This is a genomic window from Chromohalobacter marismortui (genome assembly GCF_004364315.1).
Lineage (GTDB): Bacteria > Pseudomonadota > Gammaproteobacteria > Pseudomonadales > Halomonadaceae > Chromohalobacter > Chromohalobacter marismortui.
This window is the reverse complement of the sequence record NZ_SOBR01000007.1, coordinates 94,841-121,680: the sequence shown is the minus strand read 5'-3', so window position 1 is coordinate 121,680 and position 26,840 is coordinate 94,841. Positions and strand designations below refer to the sequence as shown.

The following is a 26,840-nucleotide window of genomic DNA, read 5'->3' as shown; positions in this document are numbered from 1 at the left end:
GTTTCGCGACGCCGGGATCACGACCGGCTCTCGCGCCATGAAGCAGAGGCGGTCATTCAAATATCAAGGAGTTTAGTCATGAGTAGCAAGAACAAGGTGATCCAGGCGCTCGAAACCGAGCAGATGAGCAAGAACGTTCCGGAATTCTCACCGGGTGACACCGTGACCGTTCAGGTCAAGGTCGTGGAAGGTAACCGTGAGCGTCTGCAGGCCTTCGAAGGCGTTGTGATCGGCAAGCGTAACCGCGGGCTCAACTCCGCTTTCACCGTGCGCAAGATTTCCCACGGTGTCGGCGTCGAGCGTACCTTCCAGACGTACAGCCCGCTGGTCGATTCCATCGAGGTCAAGCGTCGCGGTGACGTGCGTCAGGCCAAGTTGTACTACCTCCGCGAGCGCAGCGGCAAGTCCGCTCGTATCAAGGAAAAGCTGACTCGCTAAGCGGCTTGCGGCGTCGTCGAGACGTCATGAGCGCCCCTTTCGAGGGGCGTTCGATGAGAACCCCGCGGGCCCTTGGCTCGTGGGGTTCTTGCATATGGGGCGGGCGAAGGCGACGCGGGGAGGGCAGAATCGGTGAACGATCTCGAGTGGCGCGATGCTTTTCTCGATGGGCTCTGGCTGGAACGTGGCTTGAGCCAACATACGCTGGATGCTTATCGTCGTGATCTGGACGCTTGGCTCGCGCATCTTGTGTCGCGTCGCGAGTACTTGCTAAGTCCTGGAGAAGACGCGCTGGAGACATTCATGGCGTCGCGTCGCGAACACTATCATTCCCGCTCGCTGGCACGTTTGCTGTCCTGTTTGCGGCGCTTTTATCGCTGGGCACTGGCCGAAGGGCATATCGCCCATGACCCTCTGGCCGATGCACGAGCTCCCCGGGCCGTCGCCAAGTTGCCCAATACCCTGGAGGAAGCCGAGGTCGAGCGTCTGCTCGAGGCGCCGGACCTGGAGACGCCGCTGGGTCTGCGCGATCGCACCATGCTCGAGGTGTTGTATGGTTGCGGCCTGCGCGTTTCCGAGCTGGTGGGGCTGACGGTGGATGCCGTCAACTTGCGCCAAGGCGTGCTGCGCATACTTGGCAAGGGTGACAAGGAGCGCCTGGTGCCGCTGGGTGAAGAGGCCTCTGCATGGCTCGAGCGCTATCTACGCCAGGGGCGGGGAGCGCTGATGAACGACCCGACGCGCGCGCCCTTGTTTCCCGGACGCCATGATGGGTTCATGACGCGCCAGACGTTCTGGCATCGTATCAAGAGGCATGCCGTGGTGGCCGGCATCGACAAGCCCCTCTCGCCACATACGCTGCGCCATGCATTCGCGACGCACTTGTTGAATCATGGGGCCAACCTGCGTGTCGTACAGATGCTGCTGGGGCATAGTGACTTGTCGACCACGCAAATCTATACCCAGGTGGCACAAGCGCGTCTGGAAGCGCTGCATGCCCAACATCATCCTAGAGGTTGATCAATGTCTAGAGTCGTATTGTCCGTCATGGGAGGCGCTCTGGCCCTCCTGGTCGCGCCACTCAGCGTCGCCGCGCCGCCCGAGGGATTGGCCGACAAGCTAACCCACAATGGGCAGCCGATGCCGGTGGCGTCGATCGAGGAGTCGCCGCTTCCGGGGCTCTATGAAGTCCGCCTCAAAGGCGGCGATACGTTCTATACGGACGCCGACGGGGAGTACATGGTGGTCGGTGACCTGTATCGTAACCACGATGGACGGATGGTCAACTTGACCCAGCGTGCCGCCAACGAACGTCGCCAGGCGCGTCTCGCTGCGATTCCCGAGGAGGAGCGCGTCATCTACAAGCCTGCCGGCGAGGTTAAGGCGCGCATCACTGTCTTTACCGATACTTCATGTCCTTATTGCCAAAAATTGCATGAGGACGTTCCCCGTCTCAATCGGATGGGAATCGAGGTAGACTATCTGGCCTTTCCGCGTGCGGGTGTCGACTCCAAGGCGGCACGCGTGATGAGCCAGGTGTGGTGCGCGGACAATGCCTCCGAGGCCCTCACCGCTGCGATGCGAGGCGATGCGCCAAAGAGCACGGCGCAGTGCGAGGCAGCGGTGGCCGAACAGCACGCGTTGGGGATGGAGCTGGGCATTCGAGGCACGCCCGCGATCATGCTGCCGGATGGCCGCATGGTGCCGGGATACGTGCCGGCCGAGCGCTTGGCGTCGATGCTGGGCATCCAACCGTGAGCGACCGACGATAATACGATCGCTTCCGGCGTCAGGCGCCGGAGGCTCGCTGGACACATACACTGAGCAAGGGGAGCGTGACGTTGAAACCGGTGAGAGTAGGTATCTGTGGGCTAGGGACCGTGGGTGGCGGTACCTTCAATGTGTTGACGCGCAATGCGGACGATATCGCCCGTCGCGCCAGTCGACCGATTATCGTCGAGCAAGTCGGTACGCGTCGCGATAACCCGCAATGCGAGACCGCCGGGGTCAAGGTCACCCGTGACGTCTTCGAGGTGGCACGCAATCCCGATGTCGATGTGCTGGTCGAGTTGATCGGTGGCTACGATGTGGCTCGTGAGCTGGTGATGACCGCCATCGAGAACGGTAAGCACGTCGTCACTGCCAACAAGGCACTGATCGCCGTACACGGCAACGAGATCTTCCAGGCCGCACACGAAAAAGGCGTGATCGTGGCCTTCGAGGCGGCCGTGGCCGGCGGCATCCCGGTGATCAAATCGCTGCGAGAAGGACTGGGCGCCAATCGCATTCAATGGCTTGCCGGTATCATCAACGGCACCGGCAACTACATTCTGACCCATATGCGCGATGAAGGCCGTGCCTTCGACGACGTGCTCGCCGAGGCGCAGGCGCTGGGCTATGCCGAAGCCGACCCGACCTTCGATGTCGAAGGCATCGACGCCGCTCATAAGCTGACCATCCTGGCGTCGATCGCCTTCGGTGTGCCGCTGCAGTTCGACAAGGCCTACACGGAAGGCATCTCGCGGGTCACGGCGGATGATGTCGAGCAAGCCGATCAACTGGGCTATATCATCAAGCATCTGGGGATTTCCAAGCGCACCGAAAAAGGCCTCGAGCTTCGCGTGCATCCGACGTTGATCCCCAAGGAACGCCTGCTGGCCAGCGTGCATGGCGTGAAGAACGCCATTGCCGTGATGGGCGATGCGGTGGGGCCGACGCTTTATTATGGCGCCGGCGCGGGGGCCGAGCCCACGGCCTCGGCGGTGGTCGCCGATTTGCTCGACGTGGCCCGCGACATCACCACCGAGCACCATTACCGCGTGCCGTATCTCGCCTTCAGCGGCATCGACGAGGCCGACGGCTCGCTGCCGGTCCTGCCCATGGAAGACATCGTCACCGCTTATTACCTGCGGCTGCTGGCGGTGGATCGTCCGGGCGTGCTGGCGCGGGTAGCGACGATCCTCTCCGAGCAAGGCATTTCCATCGAGGCGATCATCCAGAAGGAAGCCACCGAAGGTGAGTTGGTGCCCATCATCCTGATGACGCATCGCACCCGCGAGCAGCACATGAATGAAGTGATTCGTCAGCTCGAATCGCTGGCCGATATCGCCGGTCCGGTGACGCGGATTCGTGTCGAAGACCTCGACGAGCAGGAATAAAGCGCCGGTTTCGGGGTGCTATAACAAGTGGCTTCGAGTGACGAGCCGCGAGCTTCGAGCAACGACAGCTCGGAGCCCGCGGCTCGAAGCTCGCCACTCACGGAGTGAAGCATGCGTTATATCAGTACGCGCGGCGAAGCGCCGGCACTGAGTTTCGAGGAGGTCGTGCTGACCGGCATGGCATCCGATGGCGGCCTGTACGTGCCGGAAACGATCCCCACCCTCTCGCAGGCGGAACTCGAGGCGATGGCGGGGCTGTCCTATGCCGAGATCGCATTCCGGGTGATGAAGCCGTTCGTGGGCGGGGAGATCGATGACGCGACCTTCCAGCACCTGGTGGAAGACGCCTACGCGACCTTCAGTCATGAAGCGGTGGTGCCGCTCAACCAGCTGTCGAGCAATCATTTCCTGCTCGAGTTGTTCCATGGCCCGACCCTGGCGTTCAAGGACGTCGCCCTGCAGTTGCTGGGGCGCATCCTCGATCATTTCCTGGCCAAGCGTGGTGAGCGGGCGGTGATCATGGGCGCGACGTCCGGGGATACCGGATCGGCGGCGATCGAAGGCTGTCGGCATTGCGACAATCTCGATATCTTCATCCTGCACCCGCATAACCGCGTTTCGGAAGTGCAGCGCCGCCAGATGACGTCGGTGCTGGCCGACAACGTCTTCAATATCGCCATCGAAGGCGATTTCGATGATGCCCAGGCGATGGTCAAGGCAAGCTTCGCCGATCAAGGGTTCCTGAACGGCACGCGCCTGGTGGCGGTCAATTCCATCAACTGGGCGCGCATCATGGCGCAGGTGGTCTATTACGTGGCCTCTGCGGTGGCCCTGGGCGCGCCGCGCCGCGAGGTGAGCTTCTGCGTGCCGTCGGCCAACTTCGGCAATGTCTTCGCCGGCTACGTGGCGCATCGCATGGGACTGCCGGTCAAGCAGTTCGTCGTGGCGACCAATGCCAATGACATCCTGCATCGCACCCTGGCCGACAACGACTTCTCCAAGCAGGCGCTCAAGGCGACCCTGGCACCGTCGATGGATATCGTGGTGTCGTCGAACTTCGAACGCTTGCTGTTCGAGGCCTATGACCGCGACGGTGACGCTGTGCGCGATTTGCTCGAACGTTTCCAGCACGAACCGGCGGTACTCGCCGAGGCGCCGCTGGCAAGGCTGCGCGAGAAATTCGTCAGCCACAGCGTGGATGACGACACCATCCTCGAGGTGATTCGCGACGCACATGGGCGTACCAAGGAGGTGCTCGATCCGCACACCGCGACCGGCTATCGCGCCGCCGAGCGTGTTCGCGCGGATATCTCCACTCCGATGATCACCCTGGCGACCGCGCATCCGGCCAAGTTCGCCGATGCCGTGATCAAGGCAGGCTTCGAGAGCGTGCCGTTGCCCGCGCACATGACCGATTTGCTCGAGCGTGAAGAGCGCTACACCGTGCTGCCGGCCGAGCTTGAAGCCGTGCAGGCTTTCGTCGCTGAACAGCGCCGCTGACGTTGCGGGGCGTCGTAGTGATCCGCGACGCCCCGATGTACCATCCGCCGTCCCCCGAGGAGTCATTCGTGTCAGTCGCCGAGCACGATCCGCCCCCCCTGCTGAACCGTCGCATCCTGTCACGTCCGCGTGATGAGGATGTCTACCGCCGCGCACAGTCGGCCGGGCTCAGCGAACTACAGGCGCGGATACTGGCCGGGCGTCTGCACGACTACACGGACGATATCGCGTCGCTGATCGACCCCAGCCTGCGCTATCTGGCGCACCCCGAACGGCTGCAGGATGCGCGCCGTGCCGCCGAACGGATCGCCCTGGCGGTGGCCGAAGGCGAGCACATCGGCATTCTCACCGACTACGACGTCGACGGTATCACCTCGCACGTGGTCATCCTGCGGACCCTGAACGAGCTGTTCGGCGTGCCGATGCACAAGCTGCACAGCTTGATCGGGCATCGTATCTTCGATGGCTACGGTATCAGCCTGCCGCTGGTGGAGCGCACCCTGGCGTTGTCACCACGCCCCCGTCTGGTGATCACCGCCGACTGTGGCAGCTCCGACGAGCCGCGTATCGCGCGCCTGCGCGAGGCGGGGCTCGATGTCGTGGTCACCGACCACCATGCCTTGCCGACGGCGGGGCCACCGGCATCGGCGTACGCCACCGTCAATCCCACGCGCAGCGATTGCGACTACCCGGATCCCACCATTGCGGGTTGCATGGTGGCATGGCTGACCATGTCGTTGACACGCTCGGTGCTCATCGAGCAGGGCGTGGCCGCGCCCTCGACTCCCAAACTGTCGCCATGGCTGTCGTACGTGGCACTCGGCACCGTGGCGGATTGCGTCTCGCTGGGGGCGAGTCCCGCCAACCGTGCCGTGGTCAGCCACGGGCTGACGTTGATCAACCGCATGGACGCCGCCTGCTGGCGGGTCATGGCCGAGCGACTGGGGGACGACAGCGTGCCCTTCGATGCCGAAACCCTGGCCTTTCAGATGGGGCCGCGCATCAACGCGCGCTCGCGTCTCGACGACCCTTACGCGGCGCTGCATTTCATGCTCGCCGCCGACGATGCCACGGCACGGCGTCACCTCGAGGTGCTGGATACCGACAACCAGTCACGCAAGGCGATCGAGGCGGACATGGTCGAGAGCGCCCGGACATTGGCGCTCGACGCCTTGTCCGAGGGTGCCTCGGCGGTCGTGGTCTTCCTGGAGGAAGGACATGCCGGCGTGCAGGGTATCGTCGCCTCGCGTCTGGTCCAGGCCTTCGGGCGCCCCACGCTGGTGCTGACGCCGGCCGCCGCGCCGGGCATGCTGACCGGCTCGGGACGTTCCATCGAAGGGCTGCACTTGCGAGACGCATTGCAGCGCGCGCATGAGCTGGCGCCCGAGGCATTGCCCCGTTTCGGGGGCCACCGGGGGGCGGCGGGGATCGGCGTACCGCGCGAGCGGCTGGCGTCATTTCGCGAGGCCTTTCTTACGGCGGTCGAAGAACAACTCGGTGGCCGCGACCTGTTTCCTTATGTGCTCACCGACGGCACCTTGCTGCCCGAGCAGTTGTCACTGGCGGCGGTGGATGAGTTGGCACGCTTGGCGCCTTACGGTCGCGAGTTCGACGCCCCGCTGTTCGACGGCGAGTTTCGCATCGAGCAACTACGTCCGGTGGGTGCCGAGGGTAACCATCTGATGCTCGAGCTCTCGTGTGGCGCAGCGAGCCTCAAGGCGATCTGGTTTCGTGCCCTGACGCCTGGCGAGTTGCCGCCGTTCGGCCTCGGCGATCGCCTGCGTTGTGCCTACAAGCTGTCACGCAACCGATGGCGGGGGCGTGAGTCGTTGCAGTTGATGATCGAGCACGCCGAGCCTGTTTAAGAGGGAAGAGGGAAGAGGGAAGAGGGAAGAGGGAAGAGGGAAGAGGGAAGAAGCTAGAAGCTAGAAGCTAGAAGCTAGAACGATTCTTCTTCCTGGGGTTTCTGCCAGGCGCAAAGCGCCGTTCTTCCTTCTTCCAGCCGCGCAGCGGCGCTCTTCCAGCTTGATTAGTAATTCGGCCAGACGCCGGGCGTGGCCAGTTCCAGAAGGTGGCCGTCGGGGTCGCGGAAATAGAGGCTCTCACCGCCTTTTGGCCAGTGGGTACGGCCTTCGATGGGAATGTCGTGGGCAGTGAGCTGGGCTTCCCAGTCGTCCAGCGCGTCGCGGGCGATGGCCAGCGCCAGATGCACGCGTCCGGCACCGTCGTGGGGCGGTATGGTGCCCATACCCTGCGGCAGGTGCACGGTTTCCTGGGTGCTGCCTTGTTGAAACAGTAGCAATACGCTGCCTGGCCCGGCCTCGTAAGCGGTGAAGCGGTGATCGGCGGTAAAGGCCGTCAGCGTCATCACGTTCTCGAAGAAGGCCCGGGCGCGGGCCATGTCGGTGACGTAGAGGGCGGTTTCGAGAACGCCTTGAATGCGTGGCATATCACTCCTCGTTTGCCGCGACGCGATGCCTTCCAGCATAGCCATCTCGGGGCAATGACCTCAACGTGGCGATAGCCAGAACCACCAGACGATGCCGGCGATCAATGCCAGCCCGATCAGATTGACGATGATGCTCATGTGGCCTCCCGATGATGCTCGGATGCGTGTGCCTTGGACGGGCGTGTCGAGGGCTTGAAAAGCCGTAGCCGGTTGGCGTTGCTGACCACGGTGACCGAGGATAGCGACATGGCCACGGCAGCCACCACCGGCGACAGCAACATGCCGGTCAGCGGATAGAAGACCCCGGCGGCGATGGGAATTCCCAGGCCGTTGTAACCGAAAGCACCCCACAGGTTCTGCTTGATGTTGCGCAGCGTGGCGCGACTGATCTCGATGGCATCGGTAACGCCATGCAGGGAGTTGCGCATCAGCGTGATGCCCGCCGACTCGATCGCCACGTCGGTGCCCTGGCCGATGGCGAAGCCCACATCGGCTTGCGCCAAGGCCGGGGCGTCGTTGATGCCGTCTCCGGTCATGCCGACGCGATGGCCGTCGCGTTGCAACTGCGCGACGATCTCGCGTTTGTCCTCGGGCAACAGCTCGGCTTCGACACGCGCGATGCCCAGCGCCTGAGCCACGGCCCGGGCGGTATGCGCGTTATCACCGGTCAGCATGACGACCTCGATGCCATCCGCTTGCAAGCGCGCGACGGCGTCGCGGCTATCCTCACGCAACGGATCGCTGATGCCGAAGACGCCCAATACCTGCCCGTCGGCGGCCAGGTAGAGCGGTGTCTGCGCCTTTTCTTCAAGGTCGGCGCCCCATGCCTGGGCCTGGCCCAGCTCGACATCACCTTCGTGCATCAAGGCGGCGTTGCCCAAGCGCAGCGACTGGCCCGTGTCGGTCATGGCGGTGACGCCGCGCCCGCTGAGCGCTTGAAACTCGCGCAGCTCTGGAAGCGCGGTCTGCGTGGCGCCCTGCTGGTCGGCGTAGTCGCCGAGAGCCTCGGCCAGGGGATGCTCGGAACCACGCTCGAGGGCCGCCACCCAGCGCAAGGCGGTGTGGGTATCCTCGGTAGCCCACTGCGCGGTGGTCACGCGCGGGCGGCCCTCGGTCAGCGTGCCGGTCTTGTCGACGACCAGTGTGGTCAGCTTGCTGGCGGTCTGCAGTGCATCGCCATCGCGCACCAGGATGCCGTGCTCGGCGGCCTTGCCGACGCCGATCATGGTCGACATCGGTGTCGCCAGCCCCAGGGCGCAGGGGCAGGCGATGATCAGTACGGTGGTGGCGGTGACCAGCATGTGGACCAACTGCGGCGCGGGACCGACATTGAACCAGACCAGTGCCGTGAGCACGGCGATGATCAACACACTGGGCACGAAGACGGCGGCAATGCGATCGGCCAGGGCGCCGATGGGAGGGCGAGAGTTCTGGGCGCTGGCCACCTGTTCGACGATGCGTCCCAGGCGACTGTCGGCGCCGATACGGGTGGCGATATAGACCAGCGTACCGCGGCCGTTGACGGTGCCCGCGCTGACCTCGTCACCGGGATGCTTGGCGACGGGCTGGGGCTCGCCGGTCAGCATTGATTCGTCTATATGGCTGTCGCCTTCTTCGACGCGACCATCCACGGCCAGGCGTTCGCCGGGACGCACGCGAATCCGCTCGTCGACGGCGACGTCCTCGAGGGGGACATCGTGTTCGTTACCGTCGCGAATCACTCGGGCGGTGGGTGCCTGCAAGTCGAGCAGGCGATTGAGCGCCCGGGACGTGCGTCCCCGGGCGCGAAGCTCCATGGCATTGCCGAGGCTGATCAGGCCGATGATCATCACCGAGGCTTCGAAATAGAGCCCGCGCGCGGCGACTGGAAGCGCCTCGGGGATCAGCACCACCGTCATCGAATAGAGCCAGGCGGTGCCAGTGCCGACGGCGATCAGCGTATCCATGTTGGCCTGATGATGACGAAAGGTCTTCCAGGCATTGACGAAGAAACGCCGGCCTGCCGTGGCCATGATGCCTAGCGTTACCACGCCGATCAGCAGCCAGATCCAGCGTTCCGGACCGTTCAACTGTGGGTGGTGGAACAGCATGCTGCCCATCAGCAGCACACCGGGGATCAGGCCCAATGCGGTATCGCGGAGCCGTTGGCGGTACTCGTGCGCCTCGTTCTGTTCACGCGTGCGTGCCGCCTGGCCGAGATCCTCGATACGCTCGGCGCCGTAGCCGACGTCTTCGACGGCATCGATCAGCTGCTGGGGGCGCGCGTCGCCGAAGACCTCGGCGGTATGCGAGCCGAAGTTGACGCTGGCCGAGCGTACCCCGGGCGTGGCGTTCAAGGCCTGCGTGATGGTGTTGACGCAGCCGGCGCAGGTCATGCCGGACAACGACAGACGAACTGGCGCGCCATCGGGGGACTCTGAGGTCTCTTGCGGGCGCTTGCGCGAGAGCGTCGATGTCGTCGCCGATGCGCTCTCGTCAGTGGTGCTCGTCGTCGTTTCCGGTGGGTGAGCTGCTGGCGGATAACCGGCTTGATCGAGCAATGCGCTCAGGCGCGCCGCATCCAGAGATGTGGTGACGTCGAGACGCTTTTCACCGGGATCGCCGGTGACGTCGGCTTGCGCGTCTTCGGCTTGAATCGCCTCGCGCATGCGTTTGACGCAGCCCTGGCAGTTCATGCCGGGCACGGTGAAAGCGTGGGGAGCCGTTGTGCGCATCTTGCGTTCTCCTTCGGCAGAGCTCATGGCGCCTGGCGTGCAAAACCGTCGTCACTTTCCATCGGCAGGCTCTCGATCAGCCGGCACAAGCTATGGCCGTCGGGCGTGCCATCCGGCATATCGCGCCAGGTCTCCAGGGCGCGCTCCATGCGTGTCGCCAGGGCCTGCAACTCACGGATGCGCGACCGAATTTCCGGCAAGCGTTCGGCCAGCAGGTCGCGCACCATGGGGCATGGCGAGTCGCCATGGTCGGCATGCTCGAGAATCTCGCGCACCTCACGAAGACTGAACCCCAGCGTGCGAGCGCGTTGTATGAAACGCAGGCGATTGAGGTCGTCGGCGCCATAGAGTTGATAGCCGTTGTCGGGATCGCGTTGCGGATGCAGTAATCCCTCGCGTGTGTAATGGCGAACCGTTTCGCCGGTGACGTCGGCGGCGCGGGCCAGATCGCTGACTTTCATGGCATCCTCCTGAATGACGAGAGAAGTCTAGAACCTTTGTGTAACACAAAGGTCAAGGCGATCCTGGCCTGTTTTCACTTCCTTGCGATAAAAAACTGAAATCATTGAAGAAGTACTCCTCATGTCCTGAAAAAGGTCAGATGAGGGGCTTCTTATAAGACTAAAGAATGAGCGTTTCCGAGATTAAAACAAACGTTTGCCCTTGACTTGAAAACGCCCATCGGCCAAAACGAAGAGGCACGCCATCATTCGGGCAAGGGTAAAAAACCTAAGACAATTTTCGCCTCCACGTCGCCGTATAAGAGGACGTTTTCATGCATAACAACATCAATAAGCTCACCGTCGCCGTGACCTTGGCATCCGCCGTGATGGCGTCCGGTCAGGCCGCTGCGTCGGGTTTTCAGGTCAGAGAACAGAGCGCCAAGGCACTGGGGAACGCCATGGCCGGGGCGGCGGCCGGTGCCGAGGATGTCAGCTACATGACCTACAACCCGGCGGCCATCGGTAATGTCGAGGGGACGCAAGTCGCCGGTGGCATTTCCTACATCGATGCCGGCTTCGAGTTGACCGACGCCTCGGCGAGCTCCGTCACCGGGGCCACTTACACGGGAAGTGGCAATAACGAAGGGGGCGAGGAGGCCTGGGTGCCCAGTTTCGCCTTCAAGACGCGCCTGAGTGAACGCTTCGATGTGGGGCTGGCGATCTCTGCGCCGTATGGCCTGTCCACCAAGTACGACGAGGATTGGATCGGGCGCTATCACGCCGTTGAAACCGAGCTCGAGACCATCGATATCCAGCCGACGCTGAACTATCGCGCCACCGACCGTCTCAACTTGGCCGTGGGACTGCGTGCCCAGTATGCCGATGCCACGCTCTCCAACGCCATCGATCTGGGTGGGCAGGGAGCTTTGGCAGGCGTCCCTGGTGCCGCGCCGGGTGCTAATGACGGAATGGCCGAGGTGACCGGCGATGACTGGGGCTACGGCTACACCCTGGGGGCGCTGTTCCAGGCCACCGAGCGCACTCGCCTGGGGATCAGCTATCGCTCGGAGGTCGAGCTGACGCTGGACGGTAATGTCGACTACAGCTCCGACGATCCCGTCGGTCAGCAGGTGCTGGCAGTCTCGGGTCTGCAAGACGGCGGCGGCAAGGCGGAGCTGACCACGCCGGCCAACCTCAACCTGGGGATCTATCATCAGTTGACCGACCGGCTCGCCTTGATGGCCAATGCCGAGTGGACGGAGTGGAGCAGCTTCAAGGAGCTCACCGTCGAGTCCGGTGGTCGCGAATTGAGCACCACGACCGAAAACTGGGACGATACCTGGGCCTTCTCGGTGGGCGCCAACTATCGGCTCAATCCGCAGTGGTTGCTGCGCGCCGGCCTGGGGGTCGACGAATCGCCGGTGCCGGACAGCGAGCACCGCACGCCGCGTGTACCCGATGCCGATCGCCGCTGGGCGACGCTCGGGGCGACCTGGATGCCGACCTCGAACCTGGGCGTGACAGTGGGTTACATGCACGTCTTCGGTGACGATGGCGATATCGATCAGAACGCCACGCCGACCAACGAGAATGCCAGCCGTGGCAACCTCTCCGGGACCTATGAAGTCGAGGCCGATGTGTTCGCGCTGTCGATGGATTATAGCTTCTGAGTCGACAATGACAGCGCCCAAGTGCGCTCTATAACGACGAATCCCGGCAATGCCGGGATTCGTCGTTGCAGGCCGGGGCCTAGCCTAGGGCGATGTCACTGTCGAGGGTGGCCCTCGATGTTGTTCAAGCCCTCATTCGACAGGCTTGAGGGGGCGCCAGTCCTTGCGGTTGGCCAGGAACTCGGGCCGGGGGCGATTGCCGCAATACGGGTTGTGCAGCGTGTTCTCGACGCTGTTGTAGACGAAGAACAGGTTGCTGCGTGGCCAGCACGACATGTTGATGTTCGAGCCATGCAGGGTGTTGCACTCGAACATCACCAGCGAACCGACGGGCCCCTTGGGCGCTTCGATATCGCCCTTGATCATCAAGTCGCGCAGGCTGGCATCGTCCGGTACGCCGATATCCTGGCTCTTCAAGGATTCCTTGTAGTTGTCCTCCGGCGTACGGCCCACGCAAGGCACGAAATAATGGTGCGAGCCGGGCACCAGCATCAAGGGGCCGTTGAACTCGCCGTTTTCGGTGAGAATGATCGAGCAGCTCACCGAGCGCATGCGCGGCATGCCGTCCTCGCTGTGCCAGGTCTCGAAATCGGAGTGCCAGTCGAAGCCCTTGCCCTTGAAGCCGGGCTTGTAGTTGATCCGCGACTGATGAATATAGACATCACCCCCGAGGATCTGCTGGACCATCGCCAGCAGGCGCGGATCGCGCGTCAGCCGGCTGAAGCGCTCGGACACCTCGTGGATCCCGAAGATCGAACGGATCTCCTGCTTGCCGGGCTCGAGGATGGTGCCTTCGGAGAGCTTGAGATCGTCATCTTTCTCGTAATCGCGGAGTTCCTCGAGGAACGAGGCCATCTCGTCTTCGTCGAAGAAGCCCTCGAAGGAGAGGAAGCCCTTGCGGTCGAACTCGTCGAGTTCGGCCTCGCTGAGCGGCCCCTTGCGTTGCTCGCCTTCGCTATGCACGACCGGGTCGATGCGCTCGAACATGCCCAGTTTGCGCTCCAGGCGCGTCGGGAACAGATCTTGAGTCTCTTTCATTGCAAACTCCTCCATTAGTCTGCTTTGAAATAAAATCGCTACTGTCCATGCATAAAAATAGCCGGATAGGTCGGCATCGACAACACCGTCGTTGACTGGCTGTCGACCTTGGCGAGGCTACGCCGCTGCCGACACCATGTATTTAGCCTGTGTTAAGACAGGCGCATTCAGCCGCGCAGGCATGTCGCTTGCAAGGGCGCTTACGGGACGGGCTCAGGCGGCGGCGTCGACGAAGGCGGCCCTCATCAGTTCCTGGGTGTAGCGCTCGCGGGGGGTGGCGAAGATATCCTCGGTCGCTCCCTGCTCGACGACTTGACCGTCTTTCATTACCAAGACGGTATCGGCCAACGCACGTACCACCGAGAGATCGTGACTGATGAACAGGTAGGTCAGATCGTGCTTTTGTTGCAGGTCACGCAACAGGTCGATCACCGTGACCTGCACCGAACGGTCGAGGGCCGAGGTAGGCTCGTCGAGCAGCAGGAATTCCGGCTTGAGCACCAGCGCCCGGGCGATGGCGATGCGCTGGCGCTGGCCGCCGGAGAACTCGTGGGGGTAACTGTCGATGCGCCGGGCGGGCTCGGGAATGCCCACCTGATCGAGCAGCTCGATGACCTTGGCGCGTGCCTGCCGGCCCTTGAGCCCGAGGTGCTCGCTTGGCGAAACCTGTCCATTGCAAATTTCGTATATGCTTTTTCAGATATTCGATAGGACACTCATGAACGACACCGAGATGGCGCATGGGATAGCCGCTCGCGGGTGCATTGGCTACAATGTGTCTCTTTTCTTCACCGCGTTGCCGGCAAGCATGCCGCTGCGGTGCGAATCAGCGCGCCTGCAAAGGATTCCCATGCAAGAGATCAACCCGATCAATCACCTCATCAAGGACCTGTCCGAACGGACAGACGTCCTGAGGGGGTATCTTTGACTATGCCGCCAAAAAAGAACGGCTAGAGGAAGTCACCCGCGAACTGGAAAACCCGGACGTCTGGAGCGACCCGGACTACGCGCAGACGCTGGGCAAGGAGCGCGCCACTCTGGAGGCGATCGTCGAGACCTTCGACACGCTGGAGCGGGGCCTGACGGATCATCAGGAACTGCTCGAGCTGGCGGTGATGGAAGAGGACGACGCCACCGTCGACGAAGTGAGGAGCGAACTCGACAAGCTCGAGTCCCAGCTTGCCAAGCTCGAGTTCCGGCGCATGTTCGCCGGCGAGATGGATGCCAATAACACCTATCTTGACATCCAGGCCGGTTCCGGTGGTACCGAAGCCCAGGATTGGGCCAACATGCTGCTGCGCATGTACTTGCGCTGGTGCGAACATCACGGCTTCAAGACCGACATCATCGAATTGTCCAGCGGCGATGTGGCGGGCATCAAGTCGGCGACCTTGCACATTCAAGGCGATTACGCCTTCGGCTGGCTGCGCACCGAAACCGGCGTGCACCGCCTGGTGCGCAAGAGCCCGTTCGATTCCGGTGGCCGCCGGCATACGTCGTTTGCCTCGGTGTTCCTGTCGCCGGAAATCGACGACAACTTCGAGATCGAGATCAATCCGTCCGATCTACGCGTCGATACCTATCGTTCCAGCGGGGCGGGCGGTCAGCACGTCAACACCACCGATTCGGCGGTGCGCATCACCCACGAGCCCACCGGTATCGTGGTTGCCTGCCAGGGCCAGCGCAGTCAGCACGCCAACCGCGATTTCGCCATGAAGCAACTGCGCGCGAAATTGTGGGAACTGGAAATGGACAAGCGCAATGCTGCCAAGCAGGAAGCCGAGGACAGCAAGTCGGATATCGGCTGGGGCAGTCAGATCCGCTCCTACGTCCTCGATGATCAGCGCATCAAGGATCTGCGCACCGGTGTGCAGTCCAGTAACTGCGAGAAAGTGCTTGATGGCGATCTGGATCAGTTCATCGAAGCCAGCTTGAAGCAGGGGCTTTAAGAAAGCCTGAAGAGCGGCACTTCGTGCCTGGAAGCTGTAAGAGGGAAGCAAGATCAAACGTCAAGCTTCAAAAGCCGTTGAGTGATTGTGGCGTGGTGGTTTGATCTTGGCTTCTAGCTTCTAGCTTCTAGCTTCCGGCTTCCAGCTTTCTTTTATTCTTTACAGGTAACGACATGGCCAACCAAGACTCCTCTCAGCACGACGAGAATCATCTGATCGCGGAGCGCCGTGCCAAGTTGGCGGCACGCCGCGACCAAGCGGCGGAAGCGGGCAGTAGCGCTTTCCCCAACGACTTTCGTCGCGATAGTCTCGCCGCCGAATTACAGGCCGAGTTGGGCGACAAGGACAAGGCCGAGCTGGAAACGCTCGATCGTCAGGCCGCGGTCGCCGGACGCATCATGCGCAAGCGTGGGCCGTTCATCGTCATTCAGGACGTTTCCGACCAGATACAGCTGTATGTCGACAAGAAAGGCCTGCCTGCCGAGGTGCTGGAGGACGTCAAGAGCTGGGACATCGGCGATATCGTCGCGGCGCGTGGCCCGGTCCACAAGTCCGGCAAGGGCGATCTTTACGTGATGATGGGGGAGGCGCGGCTGCTGACCAAGAGCCTGCGCCCCCTGCCGGACAAATTCCATGGTTTGACCGACACCGAAGCGCGCTATCGCCAGCGCTATGTGGACTTGATCATGAACCCCGAGTCGCGGCGCGTCTTCGAGGTGCGTTCGCGGGTGATCAGCGGCATTCGGCGTTTCCTGGTCGAGCGCGGCTTCATGGAAGTCGAAACGCCGATGCTGCAGCAGATCCCCGGCGGCGCCACGGCTAGGCCCTTCGTCACGCACCACAACGCGCTGGATATCGACATGTACCTGCGCGTGGCGCCGGAGTTGTATCTCAAGCGTCTGGTCGTCGGCGGTTTCGAGCGCGTCTTCGAAATCAATCGCAACTTCCGTAACGAGGGGTTGTCGACGCGTCACAATCCCGAGTTCACCATGCTCGAATTCTACTGGGCCTATGCCGATTACCGTGACCTGCTCGACCTCACCGAGGCGATGATTCGCGAGGTCGCGCGCGACGTGCTGGGCACGACCACCATCGACTACCAGGGAACACGCTACGACCTGGGCGAGTCCTTCCAGCGCCTCACCCTGCGTCAATCCATTCTGGAATACGGTGACGGTATCAGCGAAAGCGACATCGATACCTTCGAGGGCGCCCAGGCAACCTGCGAGCGTTTGAGAATTCCGCTCAAGGCGAGCTGGGGCCTGGGCAAGCTGCAGACCGAGATATTCGAACACGTCGCCGAGGAAAAGCTCGAACAGCCGACATTCATTACCGAATATCCGGCCGAGGTCAGCCCGCTGGCGCGGCGCAACGACACCAACCCTCACGTCACCGACCGTTTCGAGTTCTTCGTCGGTGGCCGCGAGATCGCCAACGGTTTCTCCGAGCTCAATGATGCCGAGGATCAGGCCGAGCGCTTCGCCGAGCAGGCGGCGGAGAAAGACGCCGGCGATCTGGAAGCCATGTACTACGATGCCGATTATGTCCGCGCATTGGAGTACGGCCTGCCGCCGACGGCGGGCGAGGGGATCGGTATCGACCGTCTGGTGATGCTGCTCACCGACAGTCCCTCGATTCGTGATGTGCTGTTGTTCCCGGCGATGCGCCCGGAATAATGCCGGGCTTCGCCCAGTGCTGTAAGTCAGAAGCCGTAAGTTGGAAGAAAGGTCAAAATCTATAGCGACGAGCCACGGGCCACGAAAAGCAAAATGCTATCGTCTCGCCGCTCAAAGCCATCGGTGTTGACCTTGGGGGGCTTACAGCTTAAAGCTTGCGGCTTATAACTCCCGGCGAAGCCGGACAAGAGTTATTGGTCAGGGGCGCGTCGAGCGCCCATAATGGCTGCGGTTCGAATTCCGCCGACTCCGGGCGGTTCCCAAAAAGAGGTAACACCGATGAAGCTGCTCAATCGTTCCGCGCTGAGCGTCAAGCCGACCCAGGCGTTCGTTGACTGGATCAACTCGCTGGAGCCCACCGTCGGTGAGGACGATCTGACGCTCGAGGATGTCGCGCGGGAAAGCACCGTCTATCTCATTCCCGAAATGGATACGCCCGAGGCGCTGGCGGCCTACGTTCGCGAGCGTCATCTCGATCTGCTCGAAAATGAGCTGAGTGCTTGGGAAGAAGATGCACGTCAGTGGCCGGAGCCGCTCGGGTGGGCGCTGTTTGAGCAATTTCTCATCGTCGAGCACAGCTATCTGGCGCTGGATCTCGATGACGAAGTGCCGCTCGAGATTTCCGAGATAGACGACGAATTGCTCCTCGAAACCGACGAGGATTGAAGCCTTCGGTGAGCGGTGTCGAGGGGCGGTGCTCAGCGCGCTCGAGAGGCCGGTGCGTCGCTGCGCGAAAAGCACGTCGCCACGCGAGGGGAGTGTGGTAACGTGCTGATGAAGCGTTTGTTCGTGACACGTCCCGGTGACGAAGGCTTGCCCGGTCCGCAGCGCCGCCTGGCGATGCTGGTGATGGTGTTGGGGACGCTGATGTCGGTGCTCGACAACGGCATTGTCAATATTGCGCTACCGACGCTTGCCGATGAACTCTCGGTGAATGAATCGCGCGTGGTATGGGTCACCAATGTCTACCAGCTGGTATGCGCGGCGCTGTTGTTGGGATTCGCTGCCCTGAGTCGGCTCATTGGCCGGCGACGTCTTTACTTGGGCGGGCTGGCGCTGTTCGTGCTGGCCTCGCTGTGTTGCGCGTTGTCGCGCAGTTTCGAATGGTTGGTGGCAGCGCGCGTGCTGCAAGGCGTCGGCGCTGCGGCGATGTTGAGCATCGGGCCTTCCATGTACCGTCTGATCTTTCCGTCGCGTCTATTGGGGTCGGCGATCGGCATGGGTGCCCTGGTGGTGGCCTTTGGTATCGCCTTCGGTCCATCGCTGGGTGGCATCATCCTGTATTTCGCGAGCTGGCCGTGGCTGTTCGCCATCAATGTGCCGCTGGGATTGCTGGCCTTGATCCTGGGGGTTCGTGCGCTACCACGTGAGACGATCGAGGCGCGTGGATTCGATTGGCTGGGCGCCCTGTTGTCGGCCTCCATGCTCAGCGGCTTCGTGTTTTCCCTCGATCATATCGGCCATGGCGCGCGCGGCATGAGTGCCTGGTTGCCGTTGTTGCTCAGCGTGCTGTGCCTGGTGCTGTTCGTGTGGCGTCAGCGTCGGGCATCCGCGCCGCTGGTACCGCTGCCGATGTTTCGTGCCACGCGTTTCAGCATCGCCGCCACGATCTCGCTGATGGCCTTCGTCGCTCAGGGGATCACCTTCGTGGGGTTGCCGTTCATGTTTCAGACGGTGATGGGGGCGACGCCGCTCGAAGCCGCGCTGTTGTTCACGCCCTGGCCACTGGCATTGATGTTGGCGGGACCGCTCTCGGGACGGCTCGCCGACCGCTTCAATCCGACGCTGATCTCGTCGTTGGGCCTGTCGATCTTCCTGCTCGGCATGCTGAGCCTGGTGACGTTGACAGCCGAGTCCAGCGCCATGTCGATCGCCTGGCGCGCGGTATTATGCGGGGTCGGCTATGGGTTGTTCCAGGCGCCCAACAATCGCGAGATGATCGGCAGCGTGGCGTTGACCTATAGCGCCAACGCGTCGGGCGTGCTGGCCTCGGTGCGTACGTTCGGCCAGGCCTTGGGAACCGCTTGCGTGGGGCTGATGCTGGCCCTTTCCTGGGGGTCGCTGTCGTATGCGTTATGGCTGGGCTGCGCCAGTGTGGTGGTGGCGTTGGCGCTCAGCGTGTGGCGGATTCCGCTGGCGCGCGTCAAGGCGTGAGCGATGCTTATTCCCCGCGGCGGGAAACGTTACAATGCCGCGTATCCGACAGAGGAGGAAGGTGTCATGAGTGTTCAGGCACGTATCGAAGAGAAGCTGCAGTCACTCGACCCCGAGCATGCGGCGGTCGAGAACGAAAGCCACATGCACAATGTGCCGCCGGACTCCGAAACGCACTTCAAGGTGACCCTGGTCGCCGAGCGCTTCGCGGGCCTGATGCCGGTCAAGCGTCATCAGCAGGTCTATGCGTTGCTCGCCGACGAGTTGTCCGGTCCGGTGCACGCCCTGGCCTTGCATCTCTATACGCCAGAGGAGTGGCGTCAACGTGATGCGGCGCGTCCCGCCTCTCCCAATTGTCGAGGCGGTGGCGCGTACTGACATGGTCGGCGATGTCCAGCGGCTGCAGTATCTCGAGGCCATGGGGCTCGGCGCCTGGGTGAGCCGCTATCGGCTGCCCAATGCGCTGCCTACGCCGATGTGCGAATGGGAAACGCCGCCTTCGCAGGCGCCGGCGAGCCATGGTCAACGCTTGCAGGCGCTGCTCGACGATGCGGCCGCACCGTCCACGGCTCCCGCAGGAGGCGCTGCGTCGACGCCGCGCAACACCGGCAAGTCGGTCTCGAAAGCGTCGGCGCGGGCATTGCTGCTGGGTGAAGCGTCACCCGAACCCCCCCCGTCGGCGTTGGAAGACGCTAACCAGGCGGCGGCGTCGGCCGCTGACGATGGCAAGCCAGAAGCGTATGAGGCGCTGCGCTATGACCTGCAAATCGCAGCGTTGGAGGGCCGCTGGCTGGTGCTGGTGCCGGGGGGTAATGCACCTGACCGTACGGCGCTCGAACTGCTTGGAAATCTGTTGCGTGTGGCCGGTATCCGCGTGGATGCGGCGCTCGAATTCCGCAGCTTTCAATGGCCGCTCGTCGACACGGCGCCGGTCACTGCGCCCCTGGACGAGGCCCGCGACGGTCTGCGCGCCTATATGGCTGGCCAGGCGCGGCGCGGCTGGCGTCCCGAGCGGCTGTTGGTATTCGGCCAGGATGCGACCCTTAACGCGGTGCTGGCCCTCGAGGACGCGCGCAGCGAGACGTTAAGCCTGCCATGCTGGATGCTTCCGTCGCTGGAGACGCTTGCTTCATCCGCCGACGCCAAGCGCGCGCTATGGCCGCAGCTCGCGGCATGGCGTGAGGCCTGGGCGGGACACGACGATGCGTCTTGAGCGTCTTGACGTGTCGCATCTGGATGCCGTGATGGCGCTCGCGGAAGCGGGACAGGCGCATGCCTGGGGGCGGGCGACCCTGGCGCAGGCACTCAACGACGACACCCTGGAAGCCTGGGGGGCGTGGCGTGACGCGCTGCTGCTGGGGTATGCGGTGCTCGCCTGGTTGCCCTTCGAGGCCGAGCTGCAAGCGATCACCGTGGCACCGAGCGCGCGTCGCCAGGGCATGGCAGGCATGTTGCTCACGCATCTCGTGACGCGCGCACATCAAGGCGGTGCCGAACGTCTGTTGCTGGAAGTGCGCGCAAGCAATGCGCCCGCGCTGGCGCTATACCGTCAATATGGTTTCGACGAGGATGGCCGCCGGCACGGTTACTATCCCCCCGTCGGGACGAGGGGAGGCAAACGCGAAGCGGCGGTGTTGATGTCGAGGCCGCTCGCAGCGCGCGGGGACGGCTGACGGCGCTCCCCGCCAGGACATGGCGGGTACGAGTTACTGGCTTTGTGAGGTATCGCTGGTGTCGTCTTCGATGTCCTGGAACTTGCCCAGCAGCCCATTGAGGCGGCGCTCCCACTCATCACGCTCCTGCTTGAGGCGGGTGTTCTCTTCGCGCAGCTCTTCCGCCTCCATTTTCAGCATCTCGATGGTCTCGACAGCGTTCTGCACTTTCTGTTCGAGCTGGTTGAAGAGTTCGAGGCTCATTGGCTTCTCCTACACGGTGAATGGGGCGATAGGGTTGGGCGCACGCTAACGGCGCCGTTGGCGGCCAGCCTAACCGCGCCGCGCGCGCGCGACAAGCGTCGCCAGGCGCCGACAGGAAGCTCATGTGGCGTGGCGGCGACGGTACAGGCGTCCGATGCCATCGCCAGCCTGCACATCGCGATGCAAATGCCAGTTGGCGGGCACCCTGGGCTCGCATTCGTGTTCGATTTCCAGATAGATCAACGCCTCCTCACTTAGCCAGCCGCGCTCCTCCAGTGCCTGGCAGGCGTCGGCGGCGTGGCCCTGACGGAAGGGCGGGTCGAGAAAGACGATATCGAAGGGCGTGACAGGGCCTGCGAGAAAGGCCATGGCGGTTTGGCGCTGTACATGGCCATTGGCGTCCAGCGTGGCGATATTGGTGCTCAGGCTGGCGGCGATGTCGCTGTCGGTTTCCACGAAAAGGGCCTGGGCGGCACCGCGCGAAAGGGCTTCCAGCCCTAGCGCGCCGGTGCCGGCGTACAAGTCCAGCACCCGCGCGCCGGCGAGCCCGAAGGCCAGCCAGTTGAACAGCGTCTCGCGAATGCGGTCCGGGGTGGGGCGCAGGCCGGGCCGCTCGAGAACCGGCAACTGGCGGCGACGGTAGTCGCCGCCGATGAGACGCAAGCGCCCGCGCGCGCGCGATGACGCGCTACGGCGCGTGCCACGGGCGGAATGCTTGGCGGAGGAGGAACGACGTCGATTCATGATGGGTGGATTGTACCGCCACCCGCTGCACAGTGATAGGATGTGGCGATTCAGACACTTCAGGACGCCGGGCGTCATTCCCGCCGTGTCGCGGGGAGCGTGGCGCGCGTCGTCCGCGTAGACGTAGATCACGCCCATGTTCGGTTTTTTAAAGCGCAAGAAGAAGCACGAGTCTCCCGCCCAGGACGTCGATGAGTCGCAGGAGGACGCGGCGCTCGATAATGGTCAGGACGACGCTGGTCACGAGACGGCGTCAGACGACGAGGCGCAGCGCGCCGTCGGAACGCTCGACCCCGATGCGGCGGAAGCGACCGAGATTGTCCCCGAGCCGTACCAAGTCCAGGCCGCCCGCGAAGCCCTGGACGACCCCGAGGTAACGCCCCGCGATGGGGCCATGGGTGATGCTCGGCCGCTCGATCCCAATGCCGAGGCACTCGCCGAGGATGTCGCCCCCGCCGAGACATCGCCGGCATCTTCACAGGCGGCTACCGAGCCGGAGACGATTGCCGAGCCCGAGCCCGAGCCCGAGCCCGAGCCCGAGCCCGAGCCCGAGACGCGCACCGATGCGGCCGATACAGCGCTGCAGGAACCGACATCGACGCAGGCCGACGCGCCGGAAAGCGTGGCGCAACCCCGGGAGCGTCCCAAGAAGAAGAGTTGGTTCGCACGCATCAAGTCGGGGCTCGGCAAGACGCGGGCCAATTTTACCGAGGGCCTGGCGGGTCTGTTTTTGGGCAAGAAACAGATCGACGATGAGTTGATGGAAGACCTCGAGACCCAACTGCTGATGGCGGATGTGGGTATCGAGGCGACTACCGAGATCATCGACCGCCTGACTGAACGCGTCTCGCGCAAGGAATTGAAGGATCCGCAGGCACTTTACTCGGCGTTGCAGGAAGAACTCCAGGAACTGCTCGCTCCGGTCGCCCAGCCGCTGGCGTTGCCGCCCAAGGGCGAAGGCCCATTCGTGATTCTGATGGTGGGCGTCAATGGTGTCGGCAAGACCACCACCATCGGCAAGCTGACGCAACGCTTCCAGAACGAGGGGCGCAGCGTGATGCTGGCGGCGGGCGATACGTTCCGCGCCGCGGCGGTGGAACAGCTCAAGGTATGGGGCGAGCGCAATCAGGTGCCGGTGGTGGCGCAGCATACCGGTGCCGACAGCGCCTCGGTCATTTACGATGCGCTCTCCGCCGCCAAGGCGCGCGGTGTCGACGTGCTGATCGCCGATACCGCCGGCCGCCTGCACAACAAGAGCCACCTCATGGAGGAGCTCAAGAAGGTACGCCGCGTGATGGCCAAGCTCGACGCGCAGGCGCCCCATGAGGTGATGCTGGTGCTGGATGCCGGCACCGGACAGAACGCGCTCTCTCAGGCCTCGACCTTCAACGAGGCGGTGCCGGTGACCGGCATTACCTTGACCAAGCTCGACGGCACCGCCAAGGGCGGCATTATCTTCGCCCTGGCCAAGCAGTTGGGTACGCCGATCCGCTTCATCGGCGTGGGTGAGACCCTCGACGACTTGCGGCCGTTTGCCGCCGAGGATTTCGTCTCAGCGCTGTTCGAGCGCGACACGGGCGGAGACGCGTAGCGGTATGATCGTCTTCGAGCATGTCGGCAAACGTTACGGCGGGCGCTCCGAGGCCCTCGCCGATATCAATTTCCGGGTGGGGCGGGGCGAAATGTTGTTCCTCACCGGACACTCGGGGGCCGGAAAGAGCTCGTTGCTGCGCTTGATCATGCGTCTGGAAAAGCCCTCGCGCGGTCGCGTACTGGTGGCCGGTCATGATCTGGACCGCTTTCATCTCAGCCAGATCCCCTACTATCGCCGCCAGATCGGGGTGGTCTTCCAGGACCACCAGCTGTTGTTCGATCGCAGCGTTTTCGCCAACGTGGCATTGCCGCTGGAGATTCAGGGCGTGGAACCCCGGGAGTCGGCACGGCGGGTACGTGCCGCGTTGGATAAGGTGGGGCTGCTGTACCGGGAAACGGCGCTGCCCATCGAGCTCTCGAGCGGTGAGCGTCAACGCATCGGCATCGCGCGGGCGGTGGTCAACAAACCATCGTTGCTGCTCGCCGACGAGCCCACCGGCAACCTCGACCCGCAGCTCTCGGCCGATATCATGCGCTTGTTCGAGGACTTCAACCGTATCGGTACCACGGTGATGGTGGCTAGCCACGACCTGGCTCTGATCACGCGCCTGCGGCACCGGGTCCTGCGCCTGCGCGAGGGGCGGCTGGTCGGCGACGAGGAGGCGGCATGACACGACGCACGACGTCTTCGGACAGCCAGCGTGGCGAGCGCCGTGGCGCCAGGGCCTCCCAGGTGGGACTGGAAAGTCGCACCCGTGCCTGGCTGCGTCATCACCGCGCGATGTGGCTGGATAGCGCTCGGCGGCTCGCCAAGCGCCCGCTGAGCAGCCTGCTGACCATGCTGGCGATCGCCATCGCCCTGGTGCTGCCCAGCGGGTTGTGGCTGGCGTTGGATAGCGCCCGCCTGCTGGATGCCGAACTCGACGAAAGCGCGACCGTGACCGTCTATCTCGACACGCGTCTCGATGAGAGTGCGGCCATGGATGTCGCCGCGCGGTTGCGCGATCAGGCGCCCGTGGCGGAAGCGCGGTTGGTGACCGCCGCCGAAGGTTTGGCTGAATTCCAGCAGGGCATGGGGCTCGAAGACGCGCTGGCCTCGTTGAAAGATAATCCGCTGCCCGCGGCGGTAGTAGTGACGCCGGCCGACACCGATCCCGATGCGGTCCGTGTGCTGGCCAGCAATCTCGAGGCGATGAACGGCGTCGATGAGGCACGCGTCGATCTCGCTTGGCTGGAGCGTCTGCGGCGTCTGGCCGAATTGGGGCAGCGTCTCACCTTGGCCTTGGCGGGACTGTTCGGGCTGGGCGTGCTGCTGGTGGTCGGCAATACCATTCGCCTGGCGGTGGAAAGCCGCCGTCAAGAGATCGAGGTAGTGACGCTGATCGGGGCCACGCATGCGTTCGTGCGTCGTCCTTTCCTTTATAGCGGAGCTTGGTATGGTCTGGGCGGCGGCGTGCTGGCGATCGTGCTGTTGACCCTCGGCGGCCATTGGCTCTCGGCGCCGGTCACCGCCCTGGCTGAAAGCTATGGCGCGCACTTCACGCTGCCGCGATTAGGCGTTGGGGGATCGGCTTTGCTATGTTTTTGTAGTACACTGCTTGGCTGGCTGGGTGCTTGGTTAGCCGTCGGCCGTCATCTTGCCGACATCAAACCCCGCTAGGCTTGACAAGCCTGATGGCATGTATTGAACTTTCGTTCAAGTTAGCCTTCTAATGGGTCATCCGTGCTATCAGGCACATGATTCCTTCGCCGTGCCGCCGTGGAGGTTGAGTCCGCCACGCACGCAGGGTGAACAACCGATGGAGACATCTGCATGAGCACCAGTCTTCAGCCCGTGGGTCATCTTTCTCCCGGTCATGACCTGAATGGTTACATTCAGGCCGTCAATCGCATCGCCGTGCTGACCTCTGAAGAGGAACGCGACTTGGGCTTCCGCCTCTACGAGCAGGGAGACCTCGAAGCGGCGCGGCGTCTGGTCATGTCGCACCTGCGTTTCGTGGTGCACATTGCGCGCAGCTATTCCGGCTATGGGTTGCCCCAGGCCGACCTGATCCAGGAAGGCAACGTCGGCTTGATGAAAGCCGTCAAGCGTTTCGACCCGAACCAGGGTGTACGCCTGGTGTCGTTCGCCGTGCATTGGATCAAGGCCGAGATTCATGAATACGTGCTGCGCAACTGGCGTATCGTGAAGATCGCCACCACCAAGGCGCAGCGTAAGTTGTTCTTCAATCTGCGCGGCGCCAAGAAGCGTCTGGCCTGGCTCAACAACGACGAGGTCGATGCCATCGCCAAGGATCTCGACGTCAAGCCGCAGGTCGTGCGTGAGATGGAAGGCCGTCTTTCGGCGTTCGATGCCGGCTACGATGCGTCGCCCTCAGAGGAAGAGGATCAAGGCTTCCAGGCGCCTGTCCATTACCTCGATGATGAGCGTTACGATCCCGCTGCACAACTCGAGGCCGAGGACTGGGAAGAAGATTCCACGCATCGCCTCAAGTCGGCGCTGCGTGAACTCGACGAGCGCTCGCAGGATATCCTGCAGCGTCGTTGGCTTGCCGAACCCAAGGCCACGCTGCATGAGTTGGCCGATGTGTATGGCGTCTCCGCCGAGCGTATTCGTCAGCTCGAGAAAAATGCCATGAAGAAGATCCGGCAGCAGCTCGGCAGCGCCTTCGTCGCGTGATCCCTGGCGTCAACTCGCAAAGTCAGCCTGTTCATCCACACGCGACACCGACAATGCCCGGCCATGTGCCGGGCATTGTCGTATGCAGCGTCTACACGTGAGCAGGGTGTGGCGTGGTGATTAGCAAGCGGGCAGAGAGCATCTGCCACTGATCTTCCCAATGCTCGGTAGGCAGGCGCCGGAAGTCACTGCGTACATATTGCGTGATGCGTCCATCGGCGGCGGCCAGCAACAGATTGGCGGCGGCCGACACTTGTAGTGTGGTGCGCAAGCCTTCGTGAATCTCGGCTTCGCGGAGTATCTGCTTGAGCTGGGTTTCCAGGCGGTCGAAGAGCTGCGTCATGCGCACGCGCAAGCGCGCGGTCTCGCCGGTCAAGGCATCGCCGCCGAGTAGCCGGCATAGCCCGGGGTTCTTCTCGGCGAAGCCCAGCAGCAGCGTCAGGATATGATGACAGCGTGCCTGTGCCTGCGGCTCCTCGTCGAGAATACGGCGGATGCGCTCGAACAGGGTCTCCTCGATGAACTCGATCAGCCCTTCGAACATGCGTGCCTTGCTCGGGAAGTGCCGGTAGAGAGCGGCTTCGCTGACGCCGACTTGGCGGGCCAACGCGGCGGTGGTGATCCGCTTGCCGCTGTCCTCCTGCAACATCAGCGCCAGCGCCTGGAGGATCTGCTCCCGGCGAGTTTGCTTGGGTGTTTCCTGCGTCATCGATTTTCT

27 protein-coding genes are annotated in these 26,840 nt (G+C 63.1%); 19 read left to right on the top strand and 8 right to left on the bottom strand.

The window, feature by feature from the left end:
- Positions 1 to 78: 78 nt before the first annotated feature.
- The 6 genes from rplS (at position 79) to C8E00_RS14025 (ending at position 6,961) form a co-directional block, all read left to right on the top strand.
- Positions 79 to 438 carry a 50S ribosomal protein L19 gene (gene rplS / locus C8E00_RS14050; RefSeq protein ID WP_133698152.1) on the top strand — a complete coding sequence of 120 codons (360 nt, stop codon included), beginning with the start codon at positions 79 to 81 and terminating at the stop codon, positions 436 to 438.
- Between the two features lie 132 nt (positions 439 to 570).
- A complete protein-coding gene (gene xerD / locus C8E00_RS14045) occupies positions 571 to 1,458 on the top strand; it encodes a site-specific tyrosine recombinase XerD (RefSeq protein ID WP_133698151.1) in 888 nt (295 codons plus the stop codon).
- Between the two features lie 3 nt (positions 1,459 to 1,461).
- The gene (locus C8E00_RS14040; RefSeq protein ID WP_133698150.1) at positions 1,462 to 2,196 is read left to right on the top strand and encodes a DsbC family protein; all 735 of its coding nucleotides are present in this window, start codon (positions 1,462 to 1,464) and stop codon (positions 2,194 to 2,196) included.
- A gap of 83 nt (positions 2,197 to 2,279) precedes the next feature.
- Positions 2,280 to 3,596: a homoserine dehydrogenase gene (locus tag C8E00_RS14035; RefSeq protein WP_133698149.1), complete on the top strand. Its 1,317-nt coding sequence runs from the start codon at positions 2,280 to 2,282 to the stop codon at positions 3,594 to 3,596.
- 111 nt (positions 3,597 to 3,707) lie between these two features.
- Complete coding sequence (gene thrC / locus C8E00_RS14030) at positions 3,708 to 5,096, top strand: threonine synthase (protein WP_133698148.1); 1,389 nt, start codon at positions 3,708 to 3,710, stop codon at positions 5,094 to 5,096.
- Positions 5,097 to 5,164: 68 nt separating this feature from the next.
- On the top strand, positions 5,165 to 6,961 hold the full coding sequence (locus tag C8E00_RS14025; RefSeq protein ID WP_133698147.1) for a single-stranded-DNA-specific exonuclease RecJ: 1,797 nt from the start codon (positions 5,165 to 5,167) through the stop codon (positions 6,959 to 6,961).
- Positions 6,962 to 7,125: 164 nt separating this feature from the next.
- Here C8E00_RS14025 and C8E00_RS14020 read toward each other — a convergent pair whose 3' ends face one another.
- The 3 genes from C8E00_RS14020 to C8E00_RS14010 all read right to left on the bottom strand — a co-directional run bounded on the left by C8E00_RS14020 (position 7,126) and on the right by C8E00_RS14010 (position 10,720).
- Positions 7,126 to 7,545 carry a VOC family protein gene (locus C8E00_RS14020; protein WP_133698146.1) on the bottom strand — a complete coding sequence of 140 codons (420 nt, stop codon included), beginning with the start codon at positions 7,543 to 7,545 and terminating at the stop codon, positions 7,126 to 7,128.
- A 134-nt stretch (positions 7,546 to 7,679) separates the two neighbouring features.
- Positions 7,680 to 10,259 carry a heavy metal translocating P-type ATPase gene (locus tag C8E00_RS14015; RefSeq protein WP_243833203.1) on the bottom strand — a complete coding sequence of 860 codons (2,580 nt, stop codon included), beginning with the start codon at positions 10,257 to 10,259 and terminating at the stop codon, positions 7,680 to 7,682.
- Positions 10,260 to 10,282: 23 nt separating this feature from the next.
- Complete coding sequence (locus tag C8E00_RS14010; RefSeq protein ID WP_133698145.1) at positions 10,283 to 10,720, bottom strand: MerR family transcriptional regulator; 438 nt, start codon at positions 10,718 to 10,720, stop codon at positions 10,283 to 10,285.
- A 314-nt stretch (positions 10,721 to 11,034) separates the two neighbouring features.
- Here C8E00_RS14010 and C8E00_RS14005 point away from each other — a divergent pair, with 314 nt between their 5' ends.
- Positions 11,035 to 12,372 (top strand): OmpP1/FadL family transporter, encoded by a 1,338-nt coding sequence (locus C8E00_RS14005; RefSeq protein WP_133698144.1) that lies wholly within the window; start codon positions 11,035 to 11,037, stop codon positions 12,370 to 12,372.
- 132 nt (positions 12,373 to 12,504) lie between these two features.
- Here the strand turns inward: C8E00_RS14005 and thpD are convergent, their stop codons facing one another.
- Together thpD and C8E00_RS13995 are read right to left on the bottom strand one after the other, a co-directional pair.
- A complete protein-coding gene (gene thpD, locus C8E00_RS14000) occupies positions 12,505 to 13,410 on the bottom strand; it encodes an ectoine hydroxylase (protein ID WP_133698143.1) in 906 nt (301 codons plus the stop codon).
- 213 nt (positions 13,411 to 13,623) lie between these two features.
- Entirely contained in the window at positions 13,624 to 14,091 is a 468-nt protein-coding gene (locus tag C8E00_RS13995) for an ATP-binding cassette domain-containing protein (RefSeq protein WP_424948552.1), read from the bottom strand.
- 37 nt (positions 14,092 to 14,128) lie between these two features.
- Between C8E00_RS13995 and C8E00_RS16645 the strand changes: the two genes are divergently transcribed.
- The 8 genes from C8E00_RS16645 (at position 14,129) to rimI (ending at position 20,862) form a co-directional block, all read left to right on the top strand.
- Positions 14,129 to 14,338: a hypothetical protein gene (locus C8E00_RS16645; protein WP_166638329.1), complete on the top strand. Its 210-nt coding sequence runs from the start codon at positions 14,129 to 14,131 to the stop codon at positions 14,336 to 14,338.
- Positions 14,261 to 15,359, top strand: a protein-coding gene (gene prfB / locus C8E00_RS13990) for a peptide chain release factor 2 (RefSeq protein WP_133698142.1) whose coding sequence is annotated in 2 segments (ribosomal slippage) — positions 14,261 to 14,335 and positions 14,337 to 15,359 — 1,098 coding nt in all. Because the reading frame shifts where the segments join, the coding sequence is not laid out codon by codon here. Before C8E00_RS16645 ends, prfB begins: the two co-directional genes overlap by 78 nt.
- A gap of 173 nt (positions 15,360 to 15,532) precedes the next feature.
- Positions 15,533 to 17,035, top strand: a complete 1,503-nt coding sequence (gene lysS, locus C8E00_RS13985; RefSeq protein WP_133698141.1) for a lysine--tRNA ligase — start codon at positions 15,533 to 15,535, stop codon at positions 17,033 to 17,035.
- 279 nt (positions 17,036 to 17,314) lie between these two features.
- Complete coding sequence (locus tag C8E00_RS13980; protein ID WP_133698140.1) at positions 17,315 to 17,701, top strand: hypothetical protein; 387 nt, start codon at positions 17,315 to 17,317, stop codon at positions 17,699 to 17,701.
- Positions 17,702 to 17,809: 108 nt separating this feature from the next.
- The gene (locus C8E00_RS13975; protein WP_133698186.1) at positions 17,810 to 19,189 is read left to right on the top strand and encodes an MFS transporter; all 1,380 of its coding nucleotides are present in this window, start codon (positions 17,810 to 17,812) and stop codon (positions 19,187 to 19,189) included.
- Positions 19,190 to 19,255: 66 nt separating this feature from the next.
- Complete coding sequence (locus tag C8E00_RS13970) at positions 19,256 to 19,567, top strand: BolA family protein (RefSeq protein WP_133698139.1); 312 nt, start codon at positions 19,256 to 19,258, stop codon at positions 19,565 to 19,567.
- Positions 19,515 to 20,402, top strand: a complete 888-nt coding sequence (locus C8E00_RS13965; protein WP_166638331.1) for a hypothetical protein — start codon at positions 19,515 to 19,517, stop codon at positions 20,400 to 20,402. The genes C8E00_RS13970 and C8E00_RS13965 overlap by 53 nt, the downstream gene beginning before the upstream one ends.
- Positions 20,392 to 20,862 (top strand): ribosomal protein S18-alanine N-acetyltransferase, encoded by a 471-nt coding sequence (gene rimI, locus C8E00_RS13960; RefSeq protein ID WP_133698137.1) that lies wholly within the window; start codon positions 20,392 to 20,394, stop codon positions 20,860 to 20,862. Before C8E00_RS13965 ends, rimI begins: the two co-directional genes overlap by 11 nt.
- A gap of 33 nt (positions 20,863 to 20,895) precedes the next feature.
- Here rimI and C8E00_RS13955 read toward each other — a convergent pair whose 3' ends face one another.
- Together C8E00_RS13955 and rsmD are read right to left on the bottom strand one after the other, a co-directional pair.
- Positions 20,896 to 21,105, bottom strand: coding sequence for a cell division protein ZapB (locus C8E00_RS13955; RefSeq protein WP_133698136.1), 210 nt, complete (start codon positions 21,103 to 21,105; stop codon positions 20,896 to 20,898).
- Between the two features lie 120 nt (positions 21,106 to 21,225).
- Positions 21,226 to 21,849 carry a 16S rRNA (guanine(966)-N(2))-methyltransferase RsmD gene (gene rsmD / locus C8E00_RS13950; RefSeq protein WP_133698135.1) on the bottom strand — a complete coding sequence of 208 codons (624 nt, stop codon included), beginning with the start codon at positions 21,847 to 21,849 and terminating at the stop codon, positions 21,226 to 21,228.
- 136 nt (positions 21,850 to 21,985) lie between these two features.
- Here rsmD and ftsY point away from each other — a divergent pair, with 136 nt between their 5' ends.
- The 4 genes from ftsY to rpoH all read left to right on the top strand — a co-directional run bounded on the left by ftsY (position 21,986) and on the right by rpoH (position 26,122).
- Positions 21,986 to 23,440: a signal recognition particle-docking protein FtsY gene (gene ftsY / locus C8E00_RS13945; RefSeq protein ID WP_133698134.1), complete on the top strand. Its 1,455-nt coding sequence runs from the start codon at positions 21,986 to 21,988 to the stop codon at positions 23,438 to 23,440.
- 4 nt (positions 23,441 to 23,444) lie between these two features.
- The gene (gene ftsE, locus C8E00_RS13940) at positions 23,445 to 24,113 is read left to right on the top strand and encodes a cell division ATP-binding protein FtsE (protein WP_040243093.1); all 669 of its coding nucleotides are present in this window, start codon (positions 23,445 to 23,447) and stop codon (positions 24,111 to 24,113) included.
- A complete protein-coding gene (gene ftsX / locus C8E00_RS13935) occupies positions 24,110 to 25,102 on the top strand; it encodes a permease-like cell division protein FtsX (RefSeq protein ID WP_133698133.1) in 993 nt (330 codons plus the stop codon). Before ftsE ends, ftsX begins: the two co-directional genes overlap by 4 nt.
- Before the next feature lie 153 nt (positions 25,103 to 25,255).
- A complete protein-coding gene (rpoH, locus tag C8E00_RS13930; RefSeq protein ID WP_133698132.1) occupies positions 25,256 to 26,122 on the top strand; it encodes an RNA polymerase sigma factor RpoH in 867 nt (288 codons plus the stop codon).
- Between the two features lie 91 nt (positions 26,123 to 26,213).
- On the opposite strand, the gene slmA is transcribed toward rpoH, so the two are convergent.
- The gene (gene slmA / locus C8E00_RS13925) at positions 26,214 to 26,831 is read right to left on the bottom strand and encodes a nucleoid occlusion factor SlmA (RefSeq protein WP_133698131.1); all 618 of its coding nucleotides are present in this window, start codon (positions 26,829 to 26,831) and stop codon (positions 26,214 to 26,216) included.
- Positions 26,832 to 26,840 lie beyond the last annotated feature (9 nt).